This window comes from Actinomycetes bacterium (genome assembly GCA_035489715.1).
GTDB lineage: Bacteria > Actinomycetota > Actinomycetes > JACCUZ01 > JACCUZ01 > DATHAP01.
Genome location: DATHAP010000119.1, coordinates 1 through 23,777, shown reverse-complemented (window position 1 = coordinate 23,777; position 23,777 = coordinate 1). Strand labels below are relative to the sequence as shown.

The following is a 23,777-nucleotide window of genomic DNA, read 5'->3' as shown; positions in this document are numbered from 1 at the left end:
CGCTGCCCGCAGAGACGCGGCCGTCCGTGGCACGGACGCTGGAGCCCGTCCGCAGCACCAGCCAGCAGGGGAGCCGTCATGAGCACCGTCACGAAGCCGGAGATCGGCCAGCGGGTCGCCGATCCCCGCCCGACCGCCACCCGGCGGGTTAGCGCCGCCGAGCGCCTCGCGCACTGGAGCATCCGGCACCGCTGGCAGGCACTCCTGCTCTGGCTGCTGCTCGTCGCGGTCGCCGTGGTCGGCGGCGGCGCGGCCGGCACCCGGCTCCTCACCGACGGAGAGGTCGGCGCCGGCGAGTCCGGCCGGGCCGACCGCCAGCTCGAGCAGGCGGGCTACCCAGCGGACATCACGGAGCGGGTGCTGCTCCAGGCCCGGTCCGGCGAGCAGCTGACGCCGGCAGCGGCGCGCGAGGTCGCCGGCGACCTGCGACAGCGGCTCGTCGAGCTGCCGGAGGTCGACCGGGTGGGGCCCCTCGTCCGGTCCGACGACGGGCGGTCGGCCGTGCTGCCTGTCGTCCTCGACGTCGACGGCGCGACCGGCACCGCCGCCGAGGACGTGGCGGACACCCGCATCGAGGCGGTGCAGGCGGCGACCGCCGACGTCGCCCGGGCCCACCGCGACCTGACCGTCGCCGGGGTCGGCGACGCGTCGATCAACCACGCCATCAACGCGACGGTGGCCGACGACTTCCAGCGCGCGGAGACCCTCAGCCTCCCGGTGACCCTCGGCATCCTGCTGCTCACCTTCGGCGCGTTGTTCGCCGCCGGCATCCCGGTGCTGCTCGCCCTGTCGGCGGTGGCCACGGCGATCGGCTTCGCCGCGCTGGTCTCGCACCTGTTCCCGGTCAGCGACACGCTGAGCAGCGTCATCCTGCTGATCGGGATGGCGGTCGGGGTCGACTACTCGCTGTTCTACGTGCGCCGGTCCCGCGAGGAGCGCGCCAAGGGGGCCGACCGCCGGCAGGCCATCGACATCGCCGCCGCCACCAGCGGCCGTGCGGTCGTCGTCTCCGGCATCGCGGTCGTGGTCGCCATGGCCGGCCTGCTGCTGGCCGGCAACGCGGTGTTCAGCTCGATGGCCGTCGGCACCATGCTGGTCGTCGCCGTCGCCGTCCTCGGCTCGCTGACCGTCCTGCCCGCCGTGCTCTCGCTGCTCGGGGACAAGGTGGACCGGCCGCGGATCCCGCTCCTGCACCGCCTCCGGCGGCCGGGTGGGGGGCGGTTCTGGCCGACCGTGATGCGGGTGGTGCTCGCCCGGCCGATGGTCTCGATGCTCGTTGCCGGAGCGGCGCTGCTCGCCCTGGCGGCACCCGTGCTCGGCATGCGGCTGGGGGAGTCGGGAGCGGACTCGCTGCCGCGCTCCATCCCCGAGCTGCGCACCTACGACGCCATGACGGCCGCCTTCCCCGAGACCGGCTTCGCGCACACGGTCGTGGTGTGGTCCGGCGCCGACCGGCCGCTGGACGAGCCCGCGGTCCGGGCCGCCCTGGGGGACCTGGCCGGCGCCGCCGACCGGACCGGCCGGTTCACCGGCGCGGCGCAGGCGACGGTCGACGTCGCGCCGGACGGTCGCACCGCCACGCTCGACCTGCCGATGGAGGGCGACTTCAACAGCGAGCAGGCGCAGCAGGGCCTGGACACCCTGCGCGACGAGCTGGTGCCGCCGCTGCAGGAGAACCTGCCTGGGGCGGAGGTCGCGGTGACCGGTGACACCGCCGGGTCGGCGGACTTCACCGCGACGCTGAGCTCGCACCTGCCGCTGGTGTTCGGCTTCGTCCTCGTCGTGAGCTTCCTGGTGCTGGTGCTGGCCTTCCGGTCGGTGGTGGTCGCCGCGACCGCGGTCGCCCTGAACCTGCTCTCGGTCGGCGCGGCCTACGGCCTGATGGTCCTGGTGTTCCAGCACGGTGTCGGCGCGGACCTGCTCGGGGTGCAGGCGAGCGGGTTCGTCGTGGACTGGGTGCCGCTGTTCCTCTTCGTCATCCTGTTCGGCCTCTCGATGGACTACCACGTGTTCGTGGTCAGCCGGATCCGCGAGGCGCACGAGCTCGGCGCACCCACCCGCGAGGCGGTGGCCCAGGGCGTGACCCGCTCCGCCGGGGTCGTCACCAGCGCGGCAGCGGTGATGATCGGCGTCTTCAGCATCTTCGCGACGCTGTCCCTCATCGAGTTCGAGCAGATGGGCGTCGGCCTGGCAGCCGCCGTGCTGATCGACGCCACGATCGTGCGGGCGGTGCTGCTGCCGGCCACGATGGCCGTGCTCGGGCGGCGTAACTGGTGGCTGCCCGGCTGGCTGGACCGGGTCCTTCCTGCGGCTCACTGACCGGCGAGCTCGGCCGGGGCGCGCATCCGCCAGGCATCGGTGACCAGCTCCGCGAGGCGCGCCTCGTCCACTGCGGCCAGCCGCAGCAGGACGAGGGGCGCCTCCTCGTAGCCCGGAGCGGTGAAGAACACGTCCGGCTCGCCGAGGAGCAGCGCCTGCTTCTCGGCCTCGTCGCCCACGAAGAGGACCGCGACGTCGGTCCGGATCACCCGCGGCCGGCCGGGGCGGCGCTCCGGCCACGACCAGACGAAGCCCTTGTTGCCGATCCGGAAGTCGAAGCCGTCGCTGTCGATCTCGACGACGTGCGGCAGGGCGAGCGCGATCCGGCGTACGTCGTCGGCGTCGGCCATCAGTCCTCCGCCGGGGCTCAGCCGAGCAGGCGACGGAACACCCGGTCGCCCTCGTCGTAGGAACCCACGTCGGGGTGCACCTCGTCCACCTGCGCGAAGCCGGTCCGGCGCAGCAGCCGGACCGACGCCTCGTTGCCCGGGTCGGTTGTCGCCCATGCCTCGGTGACCCCGTGCTCGCGGGCGAGGTGGCCGAGCAGCCACTCCACGGCCTCGGTCCCGTAGCCCCGTCCGGACACGGCCGGGTCGAAGAGGTAGGCGATCTCGGCGAGCCGCCCGTGCACGGTCGACTCCAGCCGGCCGACCAGTCTGGCCTCGCGACGTACGGCGTAGTTGAGCCAGACCTCCGACGACCCCGCCGGCGGCCCGGCCGCCACCCGCTCGAGGCGGGCTCGCACCGCCTCCGCCGTCCACGGCCCGCTCGTCCCGATGAAGCGGTGCACGGCAGGGTCGGCGAGGGCGGCGTGCAGCTCATCGGCGTGCTGCGGCCGCAACGGCTCGATGGTGAGGCGGTCGGTGCGCTCCTCGGGACCGGGCACAGGGGGACCGTACCGACTCCCGCCGAACGCCCTCCGGGTGCCGGACTGCCTGGTTACGCTCCGGGGACGGACCACGACGTCGACGGGGGCGGAGGCGGCAGCGAGCGCATGACGAAGCCGACGATCCTCACCGTCGACGACGACCCGACCGTCTCCCAGGCGATCACCCGGGACCTCCGGTCGCGCTACGGCGCCGACTACCGCGTCGTGTGGGTCACGTCGGGGGCCGAGGCGCTCGAGCTGATCGCCGAGCTGACCCTCAAGGGCCGGCCGGTCGCCCTGATCGCGAGCGACCAGCGGATGCCCGAGATGACCGGCATCCAGATGCTGGCGCAGGCGCGAACCCAGGTGCCCGACGCCAAGTTCCTCCTGCTGACCGCCTACGCCGACACCGACGTGGCGATCAGGGCGATCAACGACATCGGGCTCGACTACTACCTGCTCAAGCCGTGGGACCCGCCGGCCGAGCGTCTCTACCCCGTCGTCGACGACCTGCTCGACGACTGGCGCCAGGCCCACCTCGACGAGGGCGCCGACGTGCGCGTCGTCGGGCACCGCTGGTCCGAGCGCAGCCACGACGTCAAGACCTTCCTGGCCCGCAACCACGTGCCGTACCAGTGGCTGGACATCGACCGCGACGAGGAGGGCCGGCGGCTGCTCGACCTGGCCGGGGCGCAGCCCGAGGACCTGCCGCTGGTCCTGGTGCCCGACGCCGAGCCGCTGCGCTCGCCGACGACGTCGGCGGTCGCCGACGCGCTCGGCCTGCGCACCCGCGCCGAGCAGCCGCTCTATGACCTGTGCATCGTCGGCGCCGGCCCGGCCGGGCTCGCCGCCGCCGTCTACGCCGCGTCCGAGGGCCTGCGGACCGTCGTCGTCGAGCGCGAGGCGCCGGGGGGACAGGCGGGGCAGAGCGCCTCGATCGAGAACTACCTGGGCTTCCCCCGCGGGCTCTCCGGTGCCGACCTGGCGCACCGCGCGGTCGCGCAGGCGGCGCGGTTCGGGGCCGAGATGGTGCTGGCGCGCGACGTCGCGTCCTTCGAGGTCCGCGGGCCGGTGCGCGCCGTGCGCTTCGACGACGGTGCCGAGATCGAGGCGCGGGCCCTCGTGGTCGCGACCGGCGTCTCCTACCGCCGGCTCGCGGCGCCCGGGCTCGCCGAGCTCACCGGGCGCGGCGTGTACTACGGCGCGACCGCGAGCGAGGCGGTCCAGTGCGAGGGCGACGAGGTGTACGTCGTCGGGGCGGCCAACTCGGCCGGCCAGGCGGTGCTCAACCTGGCCCGCTACGCCAAGCGGGTCGTCATGATGGTCCGCGGCACCGGCCTCGAGGACACCATGTCGAGCTACCTCGTGGCGCGCATCGGCGAGACGCCCAACGTGGAGGTGCGGCTGCGCACCGAGGTCGTCGGGGGCCGGGGCGACGGCCACCTCGAGGCGGTCACGATCGCCGACCGGGCGTCCGGCCGTGAGGAGGAGGTGGCGGCCTCCTGGCTGTTCGTCTTCATCGGCGCGTCGCCGCGCACCGACTGGCTGGGCGGTGACGTCGCGCGCGACGACAAGGGGTTCGTTGTCACCGGGCAGGACCTGCTGACCACCGCCAAGGGCTCGTGGTCGCTCGCCCGCGCCCCGTTCGCGCTCGAGACCAGCGTGCCCGGCGTGTTCGCGGCCGGTGACGTGCGGCTCGACTCCATGAAGCGGGTCGCGTCCGCCGTCGGCGAGGGTGCGATGTCGGTCTACCTCGTCCACCGCTACCTGGCGACGGTGTAGCCGTGCAGCTCTCCGACCTCCGGGCGCTGCCCCTCTTCGTGGGCACGTCCGACGAGGAGCTGCAGCAGCTGGTCGACCTGGGCGACGAGGTCGGCTTCGCCCCCGGTGACGAGGTGTTCCACGACGGCGAGCCGGCCGACTTCTGGTGGATGCTGGTCGAGGGCGCGCTGGACCTGGTGCGCAAGGTGGGTCGGGAGGACACCCGGCTGGGCACCATGGACCACCCCGGCCAGTGGGCCGGCGGCTTCCGGGCGTGGGACGCGCACGGCGTCTACTTCGCCACCGCCCGCGCCCTCTCGGCCGGCCGGCTGCTCCGGGTGCCTTCCACGGCGCTGCGCCGCTGGTCGACCGAGCGGTTCCCCTTCGGCGAGCACATCCTCGAGGGCGTCTTCCACTCGGCCCGTGCCTTCGAGTCCGTGGCCCGGCAGCGCGAGTCGCTGGTCGCCCTGGGCACGCTGGCCGCCGGGCTCGCGCACGAGATCAACAACCCGGCGTCGGCGGCGACCCGGGCGGCCGACGTGCTGCGCGAGACCGGCGCCGGCCTGCTCACCGCGCTGTCCCACCTCGCCGCGCACGGCATGACCGCCGAGCAGTACCAGGCGCTGGACGAGCTGCGGCTGGCCGTGCCGCGCCCGACGTCGCGGCCCGACGCGCTGGCCACCGCCCGCCGCGAGGACGAGCTCATCGACTGGATGGGCCGGCACGGTGTCGGGCGCGACTGGGCGATCGCGCCGTCGCTGGCCGCCCACGGGGTCGACGTGGCATGGCTGGAGAAGATGGACGACCTGCTCGGCGACGCGCTCGAGCCCGGCCTGGAGTGGGTGGCGGGCACGCTGTCCACCGCCTCCATGCTCGACCTGGTCAAGGACTCGACCCGGCGCATCACCGATCTGGTCGCCGACGTGAAGAGCTACTCCCAGTTGGACCGGGGGTCGATGCAGCAGATCGACGTGGCGGAGGGGCTGGAGAGCACGCTCGCGATGCTCGCCCACCGGGTCCCGCCCGGCGTGACCGTCGTCCGCGAATACGGCGACGACGTGCCCCGGATCGACGCGGCCGCCGGCGAGCTCAACCAGGTGTGGACCAACCTGATGGCAAACGCGCTCGACGCGATGGGCGACACGGGGACCCTTCGGGTGTCTACCCGGCCCGGGGGCGACGGCGTCGTCATCGAGATCGGGGACACCGGCTCGGGCATGTCGCCCGAGACCCGCGACCACGCCTTCGAGCCGTTCTTCACGACGAAGGACGTCGGCAAGGGCACCGGGCTCGGGCTGGACATCTCCCGACGGGTGGTCGTGGACCGGCACGGCGGCCAGATCAGCATCCTGGTGCGGCCGGCCGAGACGGTGCTGCGGGTGTCGCTGCCGCGGCGGCATCCCGACAGCTGACCGGCGACTGACCACGCGGGAAGAGTTGCCTGGTCAGCCCGCGGGTCAGCCGGCTGCCTCGCGCAGCAGGTCCTGCAGCGCCTCGACGTGCCTGGCCTCGGTCCAGGTGCCGCCGACGGACACCCTGATCGCCAGCCGGTCGTGCACCCGGGTGTGCGTCAGGTAGGCCCGGCCCGAGGCGTTGACGGCGTCGAGCAGCCGCTGGCTCGCGTCGTCACCGTCGACGTGGGCGAGCGTCACCAGGTTGAGCGGGGTCGGCACCAGCCGCTCCAGCAACGGCTCTGCGTCGACCCACGCGGCCAGGCCCTGGGCCAGGGCGACGTGCTGGCGGACGTGGTGGCGCAGCCCCTCGGCGCCGTACCACCGCAGGACGAACCACAGCTTGAGCGCGCGGAAGCGACGGCCGAGCGGGACCATCCAGTCGCGGTAGTCGATGACGTCGCCGGACTCGGTGGCCGTGTTGCGCAGGTACTCCGGCACGATCGTGAGCGCGGACACCAGCGCCTCGCGGTCGGCGACGTAGAAGGCCGAGCAGTCGAAGTTGGTGAACAGCCACTTGTGCGCGTCGACGACGTAGCTGTCGGCGAGCTCGAGCCCGTCGTGCATCCAGCGCAGCTCCGGGCACACCGCGGCCGACCCGCTCATGGCGGCGTCGACGTGCAGCCAGGCGCCGTACCGCCGGGCGACCTCCCCGACCGCGCGCAACGGGTCCATCGCGGTCGTGCCGGTCGTGCCGACCGTCGCCACGACGAGGAACGGCCGCCGGCCGGCCGCGACGTCGGCGGCCATCGCCTGCTCGAGTGCTGCCGGGTCCATGGCCAGGGTCGAGGGGTCGACGCCGACCGTGCGCAGGTCGGCCGACCCGACGCCCGCGATGCGGGCGGCCTTCTCCACCGACGAGTGCGCCTGGGAGGAGGCGTACGCCGTCAGGCCGGGACGTACGCCCGACCGGTTGCTCTCACCACCGGTCGCGCGCTCCCTGGCCGCGACCAGCGCCACCAGCGACGAGCTCGACGCGCTGTCCTGGATGACGCCGCCGCCCGAGCCGTCGGACCGGAACGCCGGGGGCAGGTCGAGCAGCTCGGCCAGCCAGTCCAGGACCTGCGTCTCGAGCTCGGTCGCCGCCGGCGAGGTCGCCCAGAGCATCCCCTGCACGCCGAGCCCGGCCGAGAGCAGGTCGCCGAGCACCGACGGGCCGGAGGAGTTGGCCGGGAAGTAGGCGAAGAACGACGGCGACTGCCAGTGCGTGACCCCGGGAAGCACCACGTCGTCGACGTCGGCCAGCATCGCCGCGAAGGGCTCTGGCCGCTCCGGCGGGTGCGCCGGCAGGGCGGCCCGGACCGAGCCGGGCACCGACCGGGAGAGCACCGGGAACTCCTCGACCCGCTCGAGGTAGTCGGCCACCCAGTCGACGAGCTCCTTGCCGTGCCGCCGGAACTCGTCTGGCGTCATGTGGAAGCTCTGGCGGTCCGGGTCAGGGGTCACCCGGGCATTGTCCCGGTCAGCCCGCGTCGGCGGCGCGCCGGATCTCCTCGATGTCGATCTTCGTCATCCGGAGCATCGCGGCCATCGCGCGCTGCGCCCGTGCCTGGTCCGGGTCGGCCAGCAGCCGCTCCATCTCGCTGGGCACGACCTGCCACGAGACGCCGAACCGGTCCTTGACCCAGCCGCAGGGCCCCTCCTGACCGCCGTCGGCGGTGAGGGCGTCCCAGTAGTAGTCGACGTCGGCCTGGTCCGCGCAGTCGACCTGGAAGGAGATCGCCTCGTCGAAGCTGAACTCCGGGCCTCCGTTGAGCGCCGTGAACTGCTGGCCGTCCAGCTCGAACTGCACGGTCAGCACCAGCCCGGCCTCGCGCGGGCCGGCCTCCCCGTAGTGCGTGGTGGCGACGATGCGCGAGTTCTTGAAGACCGAGACGTAGAACGTGGCGGCGTCCTCGGCCTGGGTGTCGAACCACAGGCACGGCGTGATGGAGGGCATGTCGTCGTCCTTCCCGAGCGCGGGCGCCTGGTCGGTGCCTCGTCTGCAGGTATAGACCACGGTGACCGCCGGGAGTCATCGCGACCGGCCCGCGGACGTATGACCTGGAGGGGAGCGCGCCGTCAGCGCGCGCTGGTGAGCAGGTCGTCGTCCGCCCACTCTGGGACCGGCTCCGCACTGTCCGCGGCCGCTGTGGCGATCCACGGGCCGCCCAACGCGTCGGGGTAGATCGGTCGTCGCTGCTGGCCGTGTCGCGGTCCGTGCTGATCGGCCGCTCCGTCCTCGGGGCTGCACCTGTTTACACCGCCGGAGCCGACGGCGTTCCGGTCCGCGCAGCTGTGCACAGATCTGGTGCGACGGTTGCGGGTCGGCTAGAATTAGAACATACGTTCGATCAGGAGAGGTCCGATGACGCGCACGGCGGCGACGACTACGGGGGCGGCGACGGCCGAGCGCCTCGCGCCGTCCGTGGACCCGCTCGGCCCGCTCGGCCCGCGCGGCCCGCTCGGCCTGCTCGACCCGGACGGGGGCACCTTTCGGGAGCCGCGGGAGCCGTTGCCCTCCGCCGAGGAAGTGCTGCTGTCGCTGGTTCCCGACCCGGGCCGGGAGGCAGCCGCTCTCGCGGCGGCGGCCCTGGGCGACGGGTTTCGCCCGGAGTGGCCGCCGGCGCGGCTGGTCGACCAGACGGCGCCGGGTGTGTTGCTGGCGGCGTTGGCCGGCGAGGTGGACCTGGCGACGTGCTCGGACGACATGGTGGTCGGGCTGGCGGGCGCGGCGGCCCGGCTACAGGCATGGGCCGCGTCGGTCGAGGCGGACGCTGCCGCCGCCCTCGTCGCGCGGGCCGGACGGTGGCGCGGGGTGACCCCGGCCGGGGCGCCGCACCACAAGGAGTCCGCGGTGCAGGCCGAGCGGATGGCCGCCGCCGAGCTGGGTGCCGCATTGGGGCTCTCGCCGGGCTCGGCGATGCGCCGGGTCAGCGAGGCCACCGAGCTGGCGCGGGTGCCGCAGACCCGGCTGGCCCTGGCCCGCGGCGACCTCGACCTGCCCAAGGCCCGGATGGTCCTGGAGCTGCTGCGCCCCCTCGACGACGCGGCAGCCGCCCGGGTGGACGCCGCGGTGGTGGCAGGCGCGGCCGGGCGCACCTACCGGCAGCTGCGCGACTCGCTGCGCCGCGCGGTCATCGCCGTCGACCCTGACGCCGCAAAGAAGCGGGCCCGGCAGGTCGAGGCGGACCGGACGGTCGAGCGCTTCGAGACCAGCAACGGTGCGGGCGGCATCACCTGGCTCGACGACCCGGTCGCGATCGAGGGGTTCTACACGTGGCTGACTGCCACCGCCCTCGCGTCGAAGGGACCCGGCGACACCCGCACCCTGGACCAGGCGCGTGCCGACGTGCTCGCCGACCTCGGCCGCCGCGGCCTCGACCAGGACACCACCCACCCCGACGTGCCGGCAGAGTCCGCCGACCCCGCCCCAGCCCACCCTGCGACGCCGGTTGCGGTGTCCCCGGCGCCGCGTGCCGGGCGAGGGGCGCCCCGAGGGCTGCCGAGGCGGCAGGGCCGGCGGCCCCAGATCCAGGTCGTGGTCGGCATCGACACGCTGCTCGGTGTCGACGAGCTGCCCGGCGAGCTGGTCGGACACGGCCCGATCACCGCCGACTCCGCCCGCCGCATCGCCGGCGAGGGCACCTGGCGCCGGCTGCTGACCGACCCGCGGACCGGGCGCTTCGACGAGCTCTCCGTCGACACCCACGACCCACCGCGGGACCTGCTCGACCACGTGCTCGCCCGCGACCGCTACTGCCGGCGGGGGCTGGGCTGCCGGATGCCCGCCGACCGCTGCGACATCGACCACCGGGTCAACTACCCGCGCGGACCCACCGCGGCCGGCAACCTCGACGCCGGCTGCCGACCCGACCATGACATCAAGACCTTCACCGACACCACCATCCGACCCGACCCGCACGGCGACCCCGGAGACCTGCGCATCACCTACCCCTCCGGGCGCAGCTACCGCATCCCGGTCGAACCCGTCCTCGAGCGGATCGACCTCGCCGACCTCGCCGACCTCGTCGACCTCGCCGACGTTCCCGACGTTCCGCCGTTCTGACCGATGAGTTCCGGGGCTCGGTGCCGTCTGACCTCGTGACGGACCACCACCGGGAGGCTCAGCCATGGCCGCGACCACGTCGGCATCGGCATCGACGGCACCACAGGCGGCATCGAGGGCACCACAGGCGGCATCGACGGACGACGAGTTCCTCGAGGTCGTCTCGCCGTTCCGGCGGGAACTGCTGGCCCACTGCTACCGGATGCTGGGCAGCGTCCACGAGGCGGAGGACCTGGTGCAGGAGACCTACCTGCGCGCCTGGCGGTCCTACCACGGCTTCGAGGGACGGTCCTCGCTGCGCACCTGGCTCTACCGGATCGCCACCAACGCCTGCCTGACCGCGCTGGACAGCCGCAACCGCCGCCCCCTCCCGACAGGGCTCGGCGGGCCGGCCTCGGACCCGTCCGACCCGCTGGAGCAGGCCGAGATCCTGTGGCTCGAGCCGGTCCCGGACGCGATGGTCGGTGGCGACCCCAACGACCCGGCCACCGTGGTCACCGCACGGTCCACCGTGCGGCTCGCGCTCGTCGCCGCGCTGCAGCACCTGCCGCCGCGCCAGCGGGCCACCCTCGTCCTGCGCGAGGTGATGCAGGTGCCGGCCGCCGAGGTGGCCGAGATGCTCGGCACGACGGTCGCGGCCGTCAACAGCAGCCTGCAGCGCGCCCGCGCCCAGCTCGACGCGATGGACGTCCACGAGGACGACGTCGTCGAGCCGGACGACCCGGCGCAGCGCGCCCTGCTCGACCACTACGTCCGCGCGCTCGAGGCCAAGGACGTGCGCGGCATCGTCGCGGCGTTCACCGCCGACGCGGTCTGGGAGATGCCGCCCTTCACCTCGTGGTACCACGGCGCCGAGGCCATCGGCACCCTCGTCGGCGAGCACTGCCCGGCCGGCCCGGGCGACCTGCTCACGCTGCCGACCCGCGCCAACGGCGGCCAGCCCGCCTGCGCGGTCTACCTGCGCGGTGAGGACGCCTGGGAGCCGTTCCAGCTGCAGGTGCTCACTGTCACCGACGGCCGCATCTCGCACGTCGCCGCGTTCTTCGACACGACCCTGTTCGGCACCTTCGGACTGCCCGCTCGCCTTCCCCTGGTCGCATGACCGCCTCCGCGTCACACCCGGTCGCGCTGCCGGCCACGGTGGGCGAGGGGTTCGCGCTTCTCGAGCGCGCAATGGGCTACACGCTCGGCAGCCTCGTCCTTGTCGGTCCGGCGCTGATGACCGCTCCCACGCCCTGTGCCCGGTGGGACCTGCGCCGGCTGCTCCAGCACATGGACGAGTCGCTGCGGACGCTGCACGAGGCGATCGCTGCGGGCCACCTCGACCTCTCCGCCGGCGCAACGGCCGACGCCGACTACGGCGACCCCGTCACCGACCCGGTCGGCGCCCTGCGCAGCCGCGCCTGCCGGATGATGGGGGCGTGGGCCGACCCGCGCGGCCGAACGGCGGTCACCGTCGGGGACGCCGGCCTGCCCGCCGGCATCCTCGCGGTCGCGGGGGCCGTCGAGGTTGCCGTGCACGGCTGGGACGTCGGGCGGGCGTGCGGCGCCGACCGGCCGATCCCGTCCGCCCTCGCCGCCGCCCTGCTCGCGCCGGCACTTCTCTTCGTCGACGACGGTGACCGTCCGCACCGGTTCGGTCCCGCCGTGGCGGTACGCCGCGAGGCCGGTCCGGCCGAGCAGCTCCTGGGCCACCTCGGTCGCCACGGCTGACCGGCCGGCACCCGCCAGCACCTGGTCGGCGCGACGGCGGAGGGGGTGACCTACTTCCTGGCCCGCAACGAGGTCGGCGACGGCAGCGGGGAGATGACCGGTCCGACCTACTCCGCCGACAAGTCGACTCTGTTCGCCAACCTGTTCCACCCCGGGCACGTCTATGCCATCACCGGACCGTGGCACCGTATCGGCACGGCTGGCTGAGCGGCACACTGCACGAGTGGCCGGAGAGCTCGAGGAAGAGAATGAGCCCGACTACCGGATGAGCCTGGCGGCGGAGCGGACGTACCTCGCGTACGTCCGCACGTCGCTGGCCCTGCTCGCCGCGGGGGTCGCCGTCGTGGGCGTCCTCCCGGACGTAGGGCACGAGGGGCTGCGCCGGGTCATGGGGCTGGTGCTGGTCGGGACCGGGCTGCTGGTCACCGCGACGGCGCGGCTGCGCTGGCGAGCCGTCGACCGGGCGATGCGGCACGGGCGGCCCCTGCCGCGGGCACCTGTCACGACGGTGCTCACCGCCGGCACCCTGCTCGCGGCCGCGCTTGCCGTCGTGCTCGTGCTCCTGGTCTGAGAAGCCAGGTCCGAGAACGCTGCGACTGCGATGTCGTCAGCTCGTGCCGAGGGCCTTGGCAAGCTCGGCGCGGCCCATCCGGGACCGTCCCGGGATGTCCTTCCGCCTGGCCATCTCGTAGAGCTCGGCGCGCGTCTTCGGCGTGCTGCCGCCCCTGCGCTTGCGCGCCGCCACCGCAGCGCCCTGCTTGCCGAGAGCGGTCCGGGTGGACTTGGGCATGTTCGCGATGGACTTCTTCGCCCGGGCGGCGCCGGCCGCCTTCTTCACGTTCTTGCGGGCTGCTGCCCGTTGCTTGGTCGTCGCCATGTCGTCACCCCTCCTGGGTGTCGTCCCGCCGTCCCGACCGCAACCGGTCGGGGTCGACCTCGCGTCGCGGGTTGCGGCGCAGGTACTCCTGCTCGAGCGCCTCCATCCGGTGGGTGTGCGCCGTCAGGGCCGACTCGGACCCGTGCAGGAAGGTCTCGTGCCGGGTCTCGTGCAGGTGCTCGAGCTCGCGCAGCAGGTCGTCGTCGGCGAGCTCGGCAGCGCCTGGCCCCGTCGTACGGTCGTGCGAGGTCTCCTGGGTCATGCCAGGCACCTACCCGCCTGGCCGGCGGTCATCCCCGCCGATTCCGCCAGTCGCCGTACGGTCAGCCCAGGTCGCGCAGCACCACGTCGCGACCCTTGACCGCGACCTCGAACCCGTCGGCCGTCGCCCGCACCTCGCGCACCGTGACGCCGTCCGGCAGGTCGCGCAGCGGGTAGACGACGGTGAGCCGGCCGGCCAGCGTCGCGGTGAGGCTGCCGCCGACCGACGTCCCGTCGGCGAGCTCGAAGGACCGCGGGGTGACCCGGACGGTGCGCCCCGTCGCCCGGACCCGGCTGGTGGCGACCACGTCGACAGGCTCGCCCAGCACCTGCACCGTGCTGGTCATCCGCACGGTGTCCGGCGAGTCACCGGCGCGCATCTGCAGGTCCGGGACGCCGGCGCGGGCGACCACCTCGTCGTACGTCACCAACCCGCTTCCCTCGACCTCGCCCAGGGTCACGTCCCCGCCCGCCGGCGCGGCCACACCACGTGCCGTGACGTCGAGGTCCTGCGCCGTGCCCTGCTCGACGTCCAGGACCGACGCCGTCACCCGTACGTCGCTGAACTCGCGCGCGGCCAGCTGGGTGAGGAAGGGGAAGCCGCCGACGTCGACCTGCGGGTCGGTGAGCCCGTGGTCGGCGAGGCGGGACTCGGCCTCGCCAGCCGCAAGGTGCTGGGCGACCCGGTCACCGGCGACCGCGGCGCCGGCCAGGACGAGCAGGAAGACCACGAACGTGCGCACCCGGAACGGTAACCTGCGTACGCTCCGGCGGCCCCGCCCGGGCGGCCCTCGGGGTGCTGGAGGCAGACATGGAGATCGTGGCCCTGCTGGTCCTGGTCGTCCTCGGCGTTTGTGGGTCGGGTTTGTGGACGCTGCGTCGCCGCAACCCGAAAGGCACCCTCGTCGACGGCCGCGGGCATCGCTCGCTCGACGGCAAGGGCGACCCGCCCATCCAGCGGGAGGACCGCAGCTACGGCACGGGCGGCAACCTCTGACTCTCAGCCGGTGAGCTCGGCCGGCACCGCGATCACGTCGACCATCGCGCCGTTGCGCAGCACGGTGACCGGCAGCGGCCGGCCGATGGCGTCGGCGAACAGCAGGCGCTGCAGGCTCTGCGCGTCGCTGACCGGCGCCCGCCCGGCGGTCACGACGACGTCGCCCGGCCGCAGTCCGGCCCGGTCGGCCGGCGCCCCGGCGACGACCTCGACGATGCGCAGCGCGCGCCCGGCCCCGAGCCGCTCGGCCACGTCGGGGGACAGCGGGGTGGGGGTCGACACCAGCCCGAGGTAGGCGCGGCGCACCCGGCCCTCGGCGATCAGCGACGAGACGATCCGGCGGGCGGTGGCGTTGACCGGCACCGCGAGCCCTAGCCCGATGCCGGCGACGGCCGTGTTGATGCCCACGACCGCGCCGGTGGCGTCGGCCAGGGCGCCACCGGAGCTGCCGGGGTTGAGCGCCGCGTCGGTCTGGATCACGTCCTCGATCACCCGGCCGGCCCGGCCCGAGCGGGTGGGCAGCGACCTGCCGAGGCCGCTGACGACTCCCGCCGTGACCGAGCCGGCGAGGCCGAGCGGGTTGCCGACGGCCACGACGAGCTGGCCGACCCGCAGCCCGTCGGCGTCGCCGAGGGTGGCCGGCGGCGGGGTGGCCCCGCGCGCCCGAAGCACCGCCAGGTCGGAGAGCGGGTCGGAGCCGACGACGTCGAAGCCGACCTCGGTGCCGTCGGCGAAGGCCGCCTCGCCCCCCGTCGACGACCCGACGACGTGGGCGTTGGTGAGCAGGAACCCGTCGTCGGTCACCACCACGCCGGATCCGGCACCCCGTCGTACGAGCACCGCTGCGACGTGCGGCGTGACCGCGGCCGCCACGTCGGTCACCACCCGGGAGTACGCGTCCAGCGCACCCGCTTCGGCGGCCGCCGCCGCGTCGGCTCCCGCTCCCTCGCCCGGTCGCTCCACCGCTCCAGCAGACCGCGGGCGGACGGCGTCCGCCACCGCATGGTGTTCGCCCGTCGCGGACAGCCGGCTCAGGCGAGGGGGTGCGCGGCCAGATCACGCCGGTGCCGCCGTGCGCCCTTGACCCGCACGTAGCCGAGCGTGGCGTTGACGTGCCGGATGCCGGCGTTGCCCGCCTCGTTGTACGTCTCCAGGCGGGTGGCGCCGAGCCGCACCAGGTCGTTGTGCAGCGCGGCCTTCGCGACCCTGGCCAGGCCGCGGCCGCGCGCCGACGGGTGCACGCCCGTGTAGTGCACCTCCCAGTCGGTGTCCGACTCCTGCTGGGCCAGGGACATGGCCACCGGCACCCCGGCCACGTCCAGCAGGACCAGCCGGCCTCCCGTCCCGCCCGCAGCCGCCGCGTCGAGCTGGGTCGACCAGGTCGTCTCGCCGATCTCGTCGGCCTCCGGCGAGGTGTCGCTGTCGACGTACAGCCGGGCCACCGCCTCGTCGTCGCGGGTCGACTGCGGGTCGACCACCCGGACGGTGACGTCGGCCGGCGCCGGGGCGTCCGGCTGCCAGCAGGTCAGGTCCAGCTCGCTGGCGATCGAGTGCTGGAACGCCTCGAAGTGCCGTCGGGCCAGCCAGGGGAGGACGGCCGCGTCGTCCCGGTCGTCGGAGAAGCCCATGACCCGTCCGGTGCCGGGCGGGACGCCACGTGCCGCGTGGTCGAACAGCGCCGCGCCCACGCCCCGGCCGCGGGACGGCGCGGTGACGCCGACGCCGAGGGCGACCGTGCCCTCCGGCAGCATCGGCGGCCGGGCGACGCCGGAGCGCCCGACGACCTGACCGTCGACGACCGCGACCAGGTGGACCAGGGTCACCCGGTCGAGGTACCCCAGGATCCGCCGGGCCCCGGCGGGGGACTGGCGGGTGGTCTCGGCCAGCAGCCGGGCGACAGCGGGGCGGTCCGCGTCGGCCATCGGCCGGACGTCGAAGGTCATCGCGGCTCCGTTCCCTCAGGTCCCGCCCCTCAGTCCCGCGGGCCGCTCCCAGCGGCAGCGGCTCGCCCCGACCATCGCCGTCGCCACCGGCCGCGTCCACCGCTTTCTCGCAGCCGTGACAGGGTCGTGCGCATGGGCAGCTTCGCCGGCTTCTCCGACCGCGCGCTCGAGCTCTACGCCGGCCTGGAGGCGGACAACAGCCGGGAGTACTGGGCTCGGCACAAGCCGGACTGGGAGGCGGAGGTCCGCGACCCGATGCGCGCGCTGCTGGCCCGGCTCGAGGACGAGTTCGGCCCGGCCAAGATGTTCCGGCCCAACCGGGACGTGCGCTTCAGCAAGGACAAGACGCCGTACAAGACCCACCAGGGCGCGCTGGTCCCGGTCAGCGAGGACACCGTCGGTGTCGGGTTCTACGTCCAGGTCGACGCCGAGGGCCTGCTCGCCGGCGGCGGCTGGCGCTCGCACGGCACCGACGAGATCGCGCGCTACCGGGCCTCCGTCGACTCCCTGGCCGTCGGCAGCGAGCTGCAGCGGCTGGTCGCGGGGCTCCAGGCAGCGGGCTTCGACGTCGAGGGCGACCGGGTCGCCACCAGGCCGCGCGGGGTGCCGGCCGACCATCCCCGCCTCGAGCTGATGCGGGCCCGCTCCCTGATGGTCTTTCGCCGGTTCGGCGCGCCGGACTGGCTGGCGACGCCACGCGCGGCGGACGAGGTACGTGACGCCTGGCGGGCGGTCCGCCCGCTCGCGGAGTGGGTCGGGCGGCACGTCGCCGCGTGACGCGGCCGCCGGGACGGACCGGGCACATACTCGGTGGCCGCACTGTCGCCCGGCGGGCCTATGGTGGCGGGCGTGACGACTCCAGAGACGGGGGCGCCGGAGAGCACGCCGGTGGGCCCAGCCCTGCTGAAAAACCTCGACGCGACGCTCGAGAACCACCGGGTCGAGCTGACCGGCTACTGCTACCGGATGCTCGGCTCGGCCTTCGAGGCCGAGGACGCGGTGCAGGACACGCTGGTCCGCGCCTGGAAGGCGGCCGAGCGTTTCGAGGGGCGCTCCTCGCTGCGCTCGTGGCTGTACAAGATCGCGACCAACGTCTGCTTCGACATGCTCGACGGCCGCCAGCGACGGGCCCTGCCGATGGACATGGGTCCGGCCCGCCCCGCGGCGGACGGGCTGCCCGCCCCGATGCCGGAAGCGGTCTGGCTGCAGCCGGTCCCTGACGCCCGCGTCGTGCCGTCCGCGGCCGACCCGGCGGAGATCGCCGAGCTCCGCGACACCGTGCGCCTGGCCTTCATCACGACCCTGCAGCTGCTGCCACCCAACCAGCGTGCCGTCCTGATCCTTCGCGAGGTGCTGGCCTGGCCGGCCGCCGAGGTCGCCGAGCTGCTGGGCACCAGCGTCCCGTCGGTCAACTCCGCCCTGCAACGAGCCCGCGCGACCCTGGCCAGCAGCGGCGACCCCCACACGGAGAAGCGGCCGCTCGACGCCGACGAGCAGGCGCTCGTCGCGCGCTACGTCGAGGCGTTCGAGGCCTACGACATGGACCGGCTCACCGCGCTGCTCGCGGAGGACGCGTCGTGGTCGATGCCGCCGTTCGACCTGTGGCTGCAGACCCACGACGACATCGTCGAGTGGTGCCTCGGCCCCGGCATCGGCTGCGACGGATCCAAGCTGGTGCCCGTCCAGGCCAACGGGTCGCCGGCCTTCGCGCAGTACAAGCCCGACCCCGAGGGCGGGTTCTCCGCCTGGTCGCTGCAGGTGCTCGACGTCGACCCTGACGGTCAGCGGCTGCGCGGCGTCGTCTTCTTCCTCGACGTCGCGTCCTCCTACCCGATGTTCGGCCTGCCGCTGCACCTCGACGCCTGACAGCACCGACGGCACCGCCAGCACTGCTCGGTCCGGCCGGACCGATGAGTTCGGCAGGCCCGCAGGGTCACTTCTCGCATATGCAGCAACGCTCTCGCACCGACCCTGACCCGGAGACCACGATGACCGAGCTCGACCACCGCGGCCGCTGGCTGGCCCTCTTCGTCCTGTGCAGCGGATCGCTGATGATCGTCCTCGACTCGACGATCGTGAACGTGGCCCTGCCCTCGATCCGCGAGGACCTCGGCTTCTCCGAGTCCTCGCTGGCCTGGGTCGTCAACGCCTACCTGCTGACCTTCGGCGGCTTCCTGCTGCTGGGCGGCCGGCTCGGCGACCTCTTCGGTCACCGTCGGCTCTTCGTCGGCGGTCTCACGCTCTTCACCGCGGCCTCGCTGGCTTGCGGCCTGGCCTCGTCGCAGACGTTCCTCGTCGCCGCGCGAGCGGTCCAGGGGCTCGGTGGCGCCGTCGTGTCGGTCGTCGCGTTCTCGATCGTGATGACGCTGTTCACCGAGCCGGCCGAGCGCACCAAGGCGATGGGGGTCATCGGCTTCGTCAGCGCCGGCGGCGGCAGCGTCGGGGTGCTGGCCGGCGGTGTGCTCACCGACCTGCTCGACTGGCACTGGATCTTCCTGGTCAACATCCCGGTGGGCGTCGCAGTGATCGCGGCCAGCCTGGTGCTGCTGCCCGGCGGCTCGGGCCTGGGAGCGGCGAAGGTCGACGTCGCCGGCGCGGTCACGGTGACGACCGCCCTGATGACCGCCGTCTACGCGATCGTCAACGGCAACGAGGCGGGCTGGGCCAGCAGGCAGACCCTGGGGCTGCTCGCAGTGAGCGTCGTGCTGCTCGTCGCCTTCCTCGTGATCGAGCACCGGTCGGCGGCGCCGCTCGTGCCGCTGTCGCTGTTCCGCCTTCGCAGCGTGGCGGTCGCCAACGTGGTCGGCGTCCTGTGGGCCGCCGCGATGTTCGCCTGGTTCTTCCTCTCGGCGCTCTACCTGCAGCTGGTGCTCGGCTACGACCCGCTGCAGGTCGGGCTGGCCTTCCTGCCGTCCAACCTGATCATGATGGCCTTCTCGCTCGGCCTGTCCGCCAAGATGGTCATGCGGTTCGGCACCCGGGTGCCGCTGGCGCTCGGGCTGGCGATCTCGTCGGTCGGCCTGGTGCTGTTCTCCCGCGCCCCGGTCGACGGCACGTTCGTCACCGACGTGCTGCCCGCGATGCTGCTCCTGGGCATCGGCGCCGGCATGGCCTTCAACCCGGTGCTGCTGTCCGCGATGAGCGAGGTCGAGCCGAAGGACGCCGGGCTGGCGTCCGGCGTGGTCAACACCTCGTTCATGATGGGCGGCGCCCTGGGCCTGGCGGTCCTCGCGAGCCTCGCTGCGTGGCGCACGGGCGACCTCGTCGCCGGCGGCACAGAGCAGGTCGCGGCGCTCAACAGCGGCTACCAGGTGGCGTTCCTGGCCGGCGCCGTCGCGGCGCTCGCCGCGGGTGTCATCGGAGGCGTCTTCCTGCGCACGGTGCCGATGTCGGACCCGCACGCTGCCGGCGCCCCGGCGGATGCCGGCTCGCTGCCCGGCCCGCGGGACGAGCGCGACCAGCGCGACGAGCGCGACGAGCGCGACGACGAGTACGCCCGCGTCTGACCTGCTCGACCGTGCGTCGACACACCACCCACCGGCGTGTCCGGTGCGGCAGCGCACAGTCGGGAGGGGAAGCGACCTACCGTGGCCGGGTGGACGAGACCGGGTGCCGGGTGGCCGGCACGGACGACGACGGCGGCGGCCTGGAGCCGTGCCCGCGCTGCGGGGCCGAGCAGGTCTGGGTCGCCTCTCACTCGCAGTGCGTGCGCTGCCGGTGGATCACTCCCTGCTGCGAGGGCGCGGCGCTCGCGCTGCGGGATGCAGCCACCCCCTCGGCGGGACGCTGAGGTGGAGATCCTGGGTCTGGTGTTCGCCGGCACGGCGACGCCGCACCGGGCGGAGATGACGACGCTGGTCGCTGACGTGCTGGGTCTGGCGAGGGTCGCCGACCCCGGGATGGACGCCGACCTCTTCGACCTGCCCGACGGTTCACGTTTCGGCGTGGCCGATGAGCGGGAGCCGGGCGGCGGCACGTCGCGCACCATCGGCTTCCTCGTCGCCGACCTCGACGACGCGGTGCGCGAGCTGCGCGCCGCCGGCCTCGACGTGGACGACCCCGGCCAGACCGATCGGCAGCGCTACGCGCACTTCGTCGCCCCTGACGGCGGACTCTACGAGCTCGTGCAGGAGATCTGACCGTCACGACCGCCGGACGGCGGTCGCCTCGACCTCGACCAGCTGGCCGGGGAAGCCGAGCACGGTGACACCGAGCAGGGTGCTCGGCGGGTCCCACGTCCCGAAGGTCTCGCGCACCACCTGCCACGCGTCGACCAGGTCCGCCCGGTCGCTGCTGGCGACCCACACCGTGGTGCGCAGCACGTCGCCGACCGAGCAGCCGGCCTCACGCAGGACGAGTTCCAGGTTGGCCATGACCTGGGCCGCCTGCCGGCCCACGTCACCCGGGGCCACGACGACGCCGTCCGCGTCGATCGGGCAGGCACCCGCAGTCAGGACCAGCCGACCGGCCGGCGCGACCGTGGCGTAGGCGTAGGGCACGTCGTGGTGCAGTGCCTGAGGGCGTACGGCGTCGATCTCGGTCGTCATGGCCGCACAGCCTGGCGGTCAGGGGCACGTGCGCGCGAGCGCGTTCTCGGTCTCGGCGACCAGGGCCGCGACGAGCTCCGCGGCCGGAAGCTCGCGGGCCAGCCCGACGCCCTGGCCGGCCCAGAGGGACTGCGCCTCCGCGGTGCCGGCCGCGGCGGACGCTGCGCGCAGCGGGCGACTCAGGTAGTTCATGACAGGGAAGTCCGGCACCTCGACCGGCGCCTCCCCGTCGAACGCCCGGACGTAGGCGTTCGGCAGCCCGCGGGCGGCCCGGCCGGAGAAGGCACTGGTGGTCACGGTGCTCGTCTCGTCGGCGCCTGCGAGGGCCCGGCGGTAGGCCGCCGCGGTGCCGGCCTCCGGGGTGCGGAGGAAGGCGGTGCCCAGCGCCGCGGCCTGCGCTCCCAGCACGAGGGCGGCCGCCACGCCGCGGCCGTCCGCGATGCCACCTGCCGCTACGACGGGGACGTCGACGGCGTCGACGACGGCAGGGAGCAGTGCCAGCAGGCCTGGTACGTCGCCGGCCCCGGCCGCCCGAGGGAGCCCGCCCCGGTGGCCGCCCGCCTCGGCCCCCTGGGCGATGACGACGTCGACGCCGAGCCCCGCCAGCTCGCGGGCGTCGGTCGCCGACTGCGCGGTGCCGCCCACCAGCCGGCCGGCGTCGTGCAGCCTCGTCGTGACCGCGCGCGACGGCGCCCCGAACGCGAACGTCACCAGCCGGGCGTCCGAGTCCAGCACCACCTCGAGCTGGGCGACCGGGTCGGGCAGCCCGCGCGGCTCCTCGGGGACGGCGACGTCCAGACCCAGGTCGGCGGCGACCCCGGACAGGGCGGCGCGAGCGGCGTCCGACCCGGTCCGCTGCGGCGGGGGAACGAGGAACAGGTTGACCCCGAACGGGCGGTCGGTGAGCGACCGGGTGCGCGCCAGGACGTCGGCCAGGTCGTCGGGGTCGAGGTAGCCGCCGCCGACGACACCGAAGCCGCCGGCCGTGCCCACCGCCGCCGTCAGCTCGGCGGTGCCCGGGCCACCGCCGAGGGGTGCCTGCACGATCGGTACGTCGCAGCCGAGCAGCCGGGTTAGGTCGGTCGTCCGCCACATGGGCCCATCCTGCGCCGAGCGGGGTGGCCGGTCAGCGCGGGACGGCCGGTGCCTGTCCCTCGGTGACCCGCAGGCCGGCGAGCTGGTGCCCGGTCGCGACCAGCCGGCCGGTCGAGTCCCAGACGTCGCACTCCTCGTCGACCCGGCCGCCCGCGACGTGGCGGACCCGCTGACGGATGGCGAGCGGGCCCGGTGCCGGCACCGCGCGGACGTGGCAGGTCAGCTCGAGCGTCGGCACCCAGCCCGCGCTGCCCAGGTCGAACGTCGCGGGCGGCAGCGCGTCGACGAACATCAGCAGGGAGACCGGGTCGGGGTCGCGGCCGTCGGCATGGGCGGCCCAGCCGCGCAGCTCGCCCACCCCGCTGGGGCGTCCCACCGCCCAGCCCATCACCGCCGGGTCGAGGTGCTCGGCGACGACGGCCATCAGTGGGACCTCTATGCCAGGCCCCTGAACCGGCAGCCGGGGGCACTGCTCGATCGCGGGGAGCTGCACCGGCGGGACGCCGTCCCACCAGGTCGCGCCGTCGAGGGCGCCCACCGTGACCAGCGACTCGACGCACGACCGGCCGCCGGCGAGCAGGGAGGCCCGCACCTGGGCGAGGGTCCGGCCGGCCCGCAGGACCGCGACCTCGACCCGGGCCGGCCCCGGGTCCGGCGCGTGCAGGAAGTGCGCGCTCGCGGCGACCGGGTGCGGGTGCCCCTCGCTGCCCACCGCGGCGCTCGCGGCCCGGCCGAGCAGCGCCAGCAGATAGCCGCCGTTGAGCTTTCCGCCGATACTCCACGCGTCGTCGAGGTCGACGTCGAACGCGCCGGGTCCGGCGGCATGCACAGCGGTCGCCTCGTCGAAGCCGGCCATCACGCCTCCCGTGCCGGGACGGGCCGCTCCCGGCCGGCGCGCCGGAGCCTACGGTGGCCCGGTGCACCGGCTGCACGTCGACACCGACATCGGCGGCGACCCCGACGACCTGGCCGCGCTCGCCCTGGTGGCCGGCCGCCCGGACGCCGAGCTGCTCGCGATCACCACGACGGTGGACCCGGGTGGCGTCCGGGCGGGTTACGCGCGGCACGTCCTCGACCTGCTCGGGCTCGGCCACGTGCCGGTGGCCGCCGGCGCCGGGACGACGCTCACCGAGCGCCGCATCGACCCGCTGCCGCAGCTGTGGCCGGCCGACCTGCCGGCTGCCCCGTCGCCACCGGGCGCCGCGGTCAGGCTCCTCGCGGCGTCGGTCCGCAGCGGCGCGACGGTGGTGGCGATCGGGCCGCTGACCAACCTGGCGCTGCTGGAGCGGACCGAGCCCGGGCTGCTCAGCGGGGCACGGGTCGTCGTCATGGGTGGGTGGCTGCGGCCCCCGGGGAGCGACCTGCCGGCGTACGGCCCGGATCGGGACTGGAACATGGCCGGCGACCCGGACGCCGCGGCCACCGTGCTCGCGGCGGCGGGCGACCTCACCCAGGTCACGCTCGCCGACACCCTGCGCACCTCCGTGCGGGCCGAGCACCTGCCTCGGCTGCGCGCGGCCGGGCGGGTGGGCGCGCTCCTGGCCCGGCAGGCGGAGCAGTACGCCGCGCTGCGCGACCACGGCGCCCTGGCCGCGGCGCATGCCGGCCTGCCCGACGACCTGCTGCACTTCCTGCACGACCCGCTGACGGTCGCGACCGCCCTGGACTGGCCCGGCGTGACGGTGGCCTCGACCGGCGTCGGCCGGCGCGCGGTCACGGCCGTGGACGGGAAGGCTTTCGCCGAGTGGTGGCTCTCGGCGGTCGAGCTGTCGGCACAGCGTCACCGGACCGGACGACATGACGTGCAGGACGGGTGATACCGGGCGAACCGGTCGGCAGACCGTTACCGAATCGTCCGCGGTCGCTACTGCCTAGACATATGACTGAGTCACACATA

27 protein-coding genes are annotated in these 23,777 nt (G+C 74.4%); 15 read left to right on the top strand and 12 right to left on the bottom strand.

All coding sequences use genetic code 11. The annotated features are described in order from the left end of the window. Window positions 1-78 precede the first annotated feature (78 nt). On the top strand, window positions 79-2,319 hold the full coding sequence (locus VK640_09235; GenBank protein ID HTE73369.1) for an MMPL family transporter: 2,241 nt from the start codon (window positions 79-81) through the stop codon (window positions 2,317-2,319). On the opposite strand, the gene VK640_09230 is transcribed toward VK640_09235, so the two are convergent. Next, window positions 2,313-2,669 (bottom strand): MmcQ/YjbR family DNA-binding protein, encoded by a 357-nt coding sequence (locus VK640_09230; GenBank protein ID HTE73368.1) that lies wholly within the window; start codon window positions 2,667-2,669, stop codon window positions 2,313-2,315. The genes VK640_09235 and VK640_09230 overlap by 7 nt on opposite strands. Window positions 2,670-2,686: 17 nt before the next feature. Next, the gene (locus tag VK640_09225) at window positions 2,687-3,205 is read right to left on the bottom strand and encodes a GNAT family N-acetyltransferase (GenBank protein ID HTE73367.1); all 519 of its coding nucleotides are present in this window, start codon (window positions 3,203-3,205) and stop codon (window positions 2,687-2,689) included. A 108-nt stretch (window positions 3,206-3,313) separates the two neighbouring features. Between VK640_09225 and VK640_09220 the strand changes: the two genes are divergently transcribed. Both VK640_09220 and VK640_09215 read left to right on the top strand, forming a co-directional pair. Next, window positions 3,314-4,969, top strand: coding sequence for an FAD-dependent oxidoreductase (locus VK640_09220; protein ID HTE73366.1), 1,656 nt, complete (start codon window positions 3,314-3,316; stop codon window positions 4,967-4,969). 2 nt (window positions 4,970-4,971) lie between these two features. Beyond that, window positions 4,972-6,360 (top strand): ATP-binding protein, encoded by a 1,389-nt coding sequence (locus VK640_09215; protein HTE73365.1) that lies wholly within the window; start codon window positions 4,972-4,974, stop codon window positions 6,358-6,360. A 45-nt stretch (window positions 6,361-6,405) separates the two neighbouring features. Here VK640_09215 and VK640_09210 read toward each other — a convergent pair whose 3' ends face one another. After that, window positions 6,406-7,845, bottom strand: coding sequence for a pyridoxal-dependent decarboxylase (locus tag VK640_09210; GenBank protein HTE73364.1), 1,440 nt, complete (start codon window positions 7,843-7,845; stop codon window positions 6,406-6,408). A 16-nt stretch (window positions 7,846-7,861) separates the two neighbouring features. Then, a complete protein-coding gene (locus VK640_09205) occupies window positions 7,862-8,338 on the bottom strand; it encodes a VOC family protein (protein ID HTE73363.1) in 477 nt (158 codons plus the stop codon). A gap of 408 nt (window positions 8,339-8,746) precedes the next feature. Here VK640_09205 and VK640_09200 point away from each other — a divergent pair, with 408 nt between their 5' ends. The 5 genes from VK640_09200 (at window position 8,747) to VK640_09180 (ending at window position 12,731) form a co-directional block, all read left to right on the top strand. Continuing rightward, on the top strand, window positions 8,747-10,447 hold the full coding sequence (locus tag VK640_09200; GenBank protein HTE73362.1) for a hypothetical protein: 1,701 nt from the start codon (window positions 8,747-8,749) through the stop codon (window positions 10,445-10,447). A 64-nt stretch (window positions 10,448-10,511) separates the two neighbouring features. Then, window positions 10,512-11,549 (top strand): sigma-70 family RNA polymerase sigma factor, encoded by a 1,038-nt coding sequence (locus tag VK640_09195; GenBank protein ID HTE73361.1) that lies wholly within the window; start codon window positions 10,512-10,514, stop codon window positions 11,547-11,549. Continuing rightward, window positions 11,546-12,160, top strand: a complete 615-nt coding sequence (locus tag VK640_09190) for a TIGR03086 family metal-binding protein (GenBank protein HTE73360.1) — start codon at window positions 11,546-11,548, stop codon at window positions 12,158-12,160. The genes VK640_09195 and VK640_09190 overlap by 4 nt, the downstream gene beginning before the upstream one ends. Window positions 12,161-12,205: 45 nt before the next feature. Beyond that, window positions 12,206-12,367, top strand: a complete 162-nt coding sequence (locus VK640_09185; protein ID HTE73359.1) for a hypothetical protein — start codon at window positions 12,206-12,208, stop codon at window positions 12,365-12,367. A gap of 16 nt (window positions 12,368-12,383) precedes the next feature. After that, entirely contained in the window at window positions 12,384-12,731 is a 348-nt protein-coding gene (locus VK640_09180) for a DUF202 domain-containing protein (GenBank protein ID HTE73358.1), read from the top strand. A gap of 36 nt (window positions 12,732-12,767) precedes the next feature. Here the strand turns inward: VK640_09180 and VK640_09175 are convergent, their stop codons facing one another. From VK640_09175 to VK640_09165, 3 genes are all read right to left on the bottom strand, one after another. Further along, entirely contained in the window at window positions 12,768-13,037 is a 270-nt protein-coding gene (locus VK640_09175; protein ID HTE73357.1) for a plasmid stabilization protein, read from the bottom strand. 4 nt (window positions 13,038-13,041) lie between these two features. Beyond that, window positions 13,042-13,299 (bottom strand): DUF6158 family protein, encoded by a 258-nt coding sequence (locus VK640_09170; GenBank protein ID HTE73356.1) that lies wholly within the window; start codon window positions 13,297-13,299, stop codon window positions 13,042-13,044. A gap of 61 nt (window positions 13,300-13,360) precedes the next feature. Beyond that, window positions 13,361-14,041, bottom strand: a complete 681-nt coding sequence (locus VK640_09165; protein HTE73355.1) for a DUF2993 domain-containing protein — start codon at window positions 14,039-14,041, stop codon at window positions 13,361-13,363. Between the two features lie 68 nt (window positions 14,042-14,109). Between VK640_09165 and VK640_09160 the strand changes: the two genes are divergently transcribed. Continuing rightward, window positions 14,110-14,295 (top strand): hypothetical protein, encoded by a 186-nt coding sequence (locus VK640_09160; protein HTE73354.1) that lies wholly within the window; start codon window positions 14,110-14,112, stop codon window positions 14,293-14,295. A gap of 3 nt (window positions 14,296-14,298) precedes the next feature. On the opposite strand, the gene VK640_09155 is transcribed toward VK640_09160, so the two are convergent. Together VK640_09155 and VK640_09150 are read right to left on the bottom strand one after the other, a co-directional pair. After that, window positions 14,299-15,258 carry a trypsin-like peptidase domain-containing protein gene (locus VK640_09155; GenBank protein HTE73353.1) on the bottom strand — a complete coding sequence of 320 codons (960 nt, stop codon included), beginning with the start codon at window positions 15,256-15,258 and terminating at the stop codon, window positions 14,299-14,301. 68 nt (window positions 15,259-15,326) lie between these two features. Further along, complete coding sequence (locus tag VK640_09150; GenBank protein ID HTE73352.1) at window positions 15,327-16,238, bottom strand: GNAT family N-acetyltransferase; 912 nt, start codon at window positions 16,236-16,238, stop codon at window positions 15,327-15,329. A 132-nt stretch (window positions 16,239-16,370) separates the two neighbouring features. On the opposite strand from VK640_09150, the gene VK640_09145 reads away from it, so the two are divergent. From VK640_09145 to VK640_09125, 5 genes are all read left to right on the top strand, one after another. Next, window positions 16,371-17,015: a DUF2461 domain-containing protein gene (locus VK640_09145; protein HTE73351.1), complete on the top strand. Its 645-nt coding sequence runs from the start codon at window positions 16,371-16,373 to the stop codon at window positions 17,013-17,015. A 111-nt stretch (window positions 17,016-17,126) separates the two neighbouring features. Continuing rightward, window positions 17,127-18,104, top strand: coding sequence for a sigma-70 family RNA polymerase sigma factor (locus VK640_09140; protein HTE73350.1), 978 nt, complete (start codon window positions 17,127-17,129; stop codon window positions 18,102-18,104). A gap of 122 nt (window positions 18,105-18,226) precedes the next feature. Continuing rightward, on the top strand, window positions 18,227-19,744 hold the full coding sequence (locus tag VK640_09135) for a DHA2 family efflux MFS transporter permease subunit (GenBank protein ID HTE73349.1): 1,518 nt from the start codon (window positions 18,227-18,229) through the stop codon (window positions 19,742-19,744). Between the two features lie 89 nt (window positions 19,745-19,833). Continuing rightward, window positions 19,834-20,028, top strand: coding sequence for a hypothetical protein (locus VK640_09130; GenBank protein HTE73348.1), 195 nt, complete (start codon window positions 19,834-19,836; stop codon window positions 20,026-20,028). A gap of 1 nt (window position 20,029) precedes the next feature. Further along, window positions 20,030-20,377 (top strand): VOC family protein, encoded by a 348-nt coding sequence (locus tag VK640_09125; protein ID HTE73347.1) that lies wholly within the window; start codon window positions 20,030-20,032, stop codon window positions 20,375-20,377. Window positions 20,378-20,380: 3 nt separating this feature from the next. On the opposite strand, the gene VK640_09120 is transcribed toward VK640_09125, so the two are convergent. Genes VK640_09120 through VK640_09110 form a run of 3 tightly spaced genes read right to left on the bottom strand, consistent with a single transcriptional unit; the run spans window position 20,381 to window position 22,736 of the window. After that, window positions 20,381-20,785, bottom strand: coding sequence for a RidA family protein (locus tag VK640_09120; protein HTE73346.1), 405 nt, complete (start codon window positions 20,783-20,785; stop codon window positions 20,381-20,383). A gap of 18 nt (window positions 20,786-20,803) precedes the next feature. Further along, the gene (locus tag VK640_09115; protein ID HTE73345.1) at window positions 20,804-21,880 is read right to left on the bottom strand and encodes a nitronate monooxygenase; all 1,077 of its coding nucleotides are present in this window, start codon (window positions 21,878-21,880) and stop codon (window positions 20,804-20,806) included. A 31-nt stretch (window positions 21,881-21,911) separates the two neighbouring features. Then, window positions 21,912-22,736, bottom strand: a complete 825-nt coding sequence (locus tag VK640_09110) for a thioesterase family protein (GenBank protein HTE73344.1) — start codon at window positions 22,734-22,736, stop codon at window positions 21,912-21,914. A 61-nt stretch (window positions 22,737-22,797) separates the two neighbouring features. On the opposite strand from VK640_09110, the gene VK640_09105 reads away from it, so the two are divergent. Continuing rightward, entirely contained in the window at window positions 22,798-23,697 is a 900-nt protein-coding gene (locus VK640_09105) for a nucleoside hydrolase (protein ID HTE73343.1), read from the top strand. The last annotated feature ends 80 nt before the right edge of the window (window positions 23,698-23,777 follow it).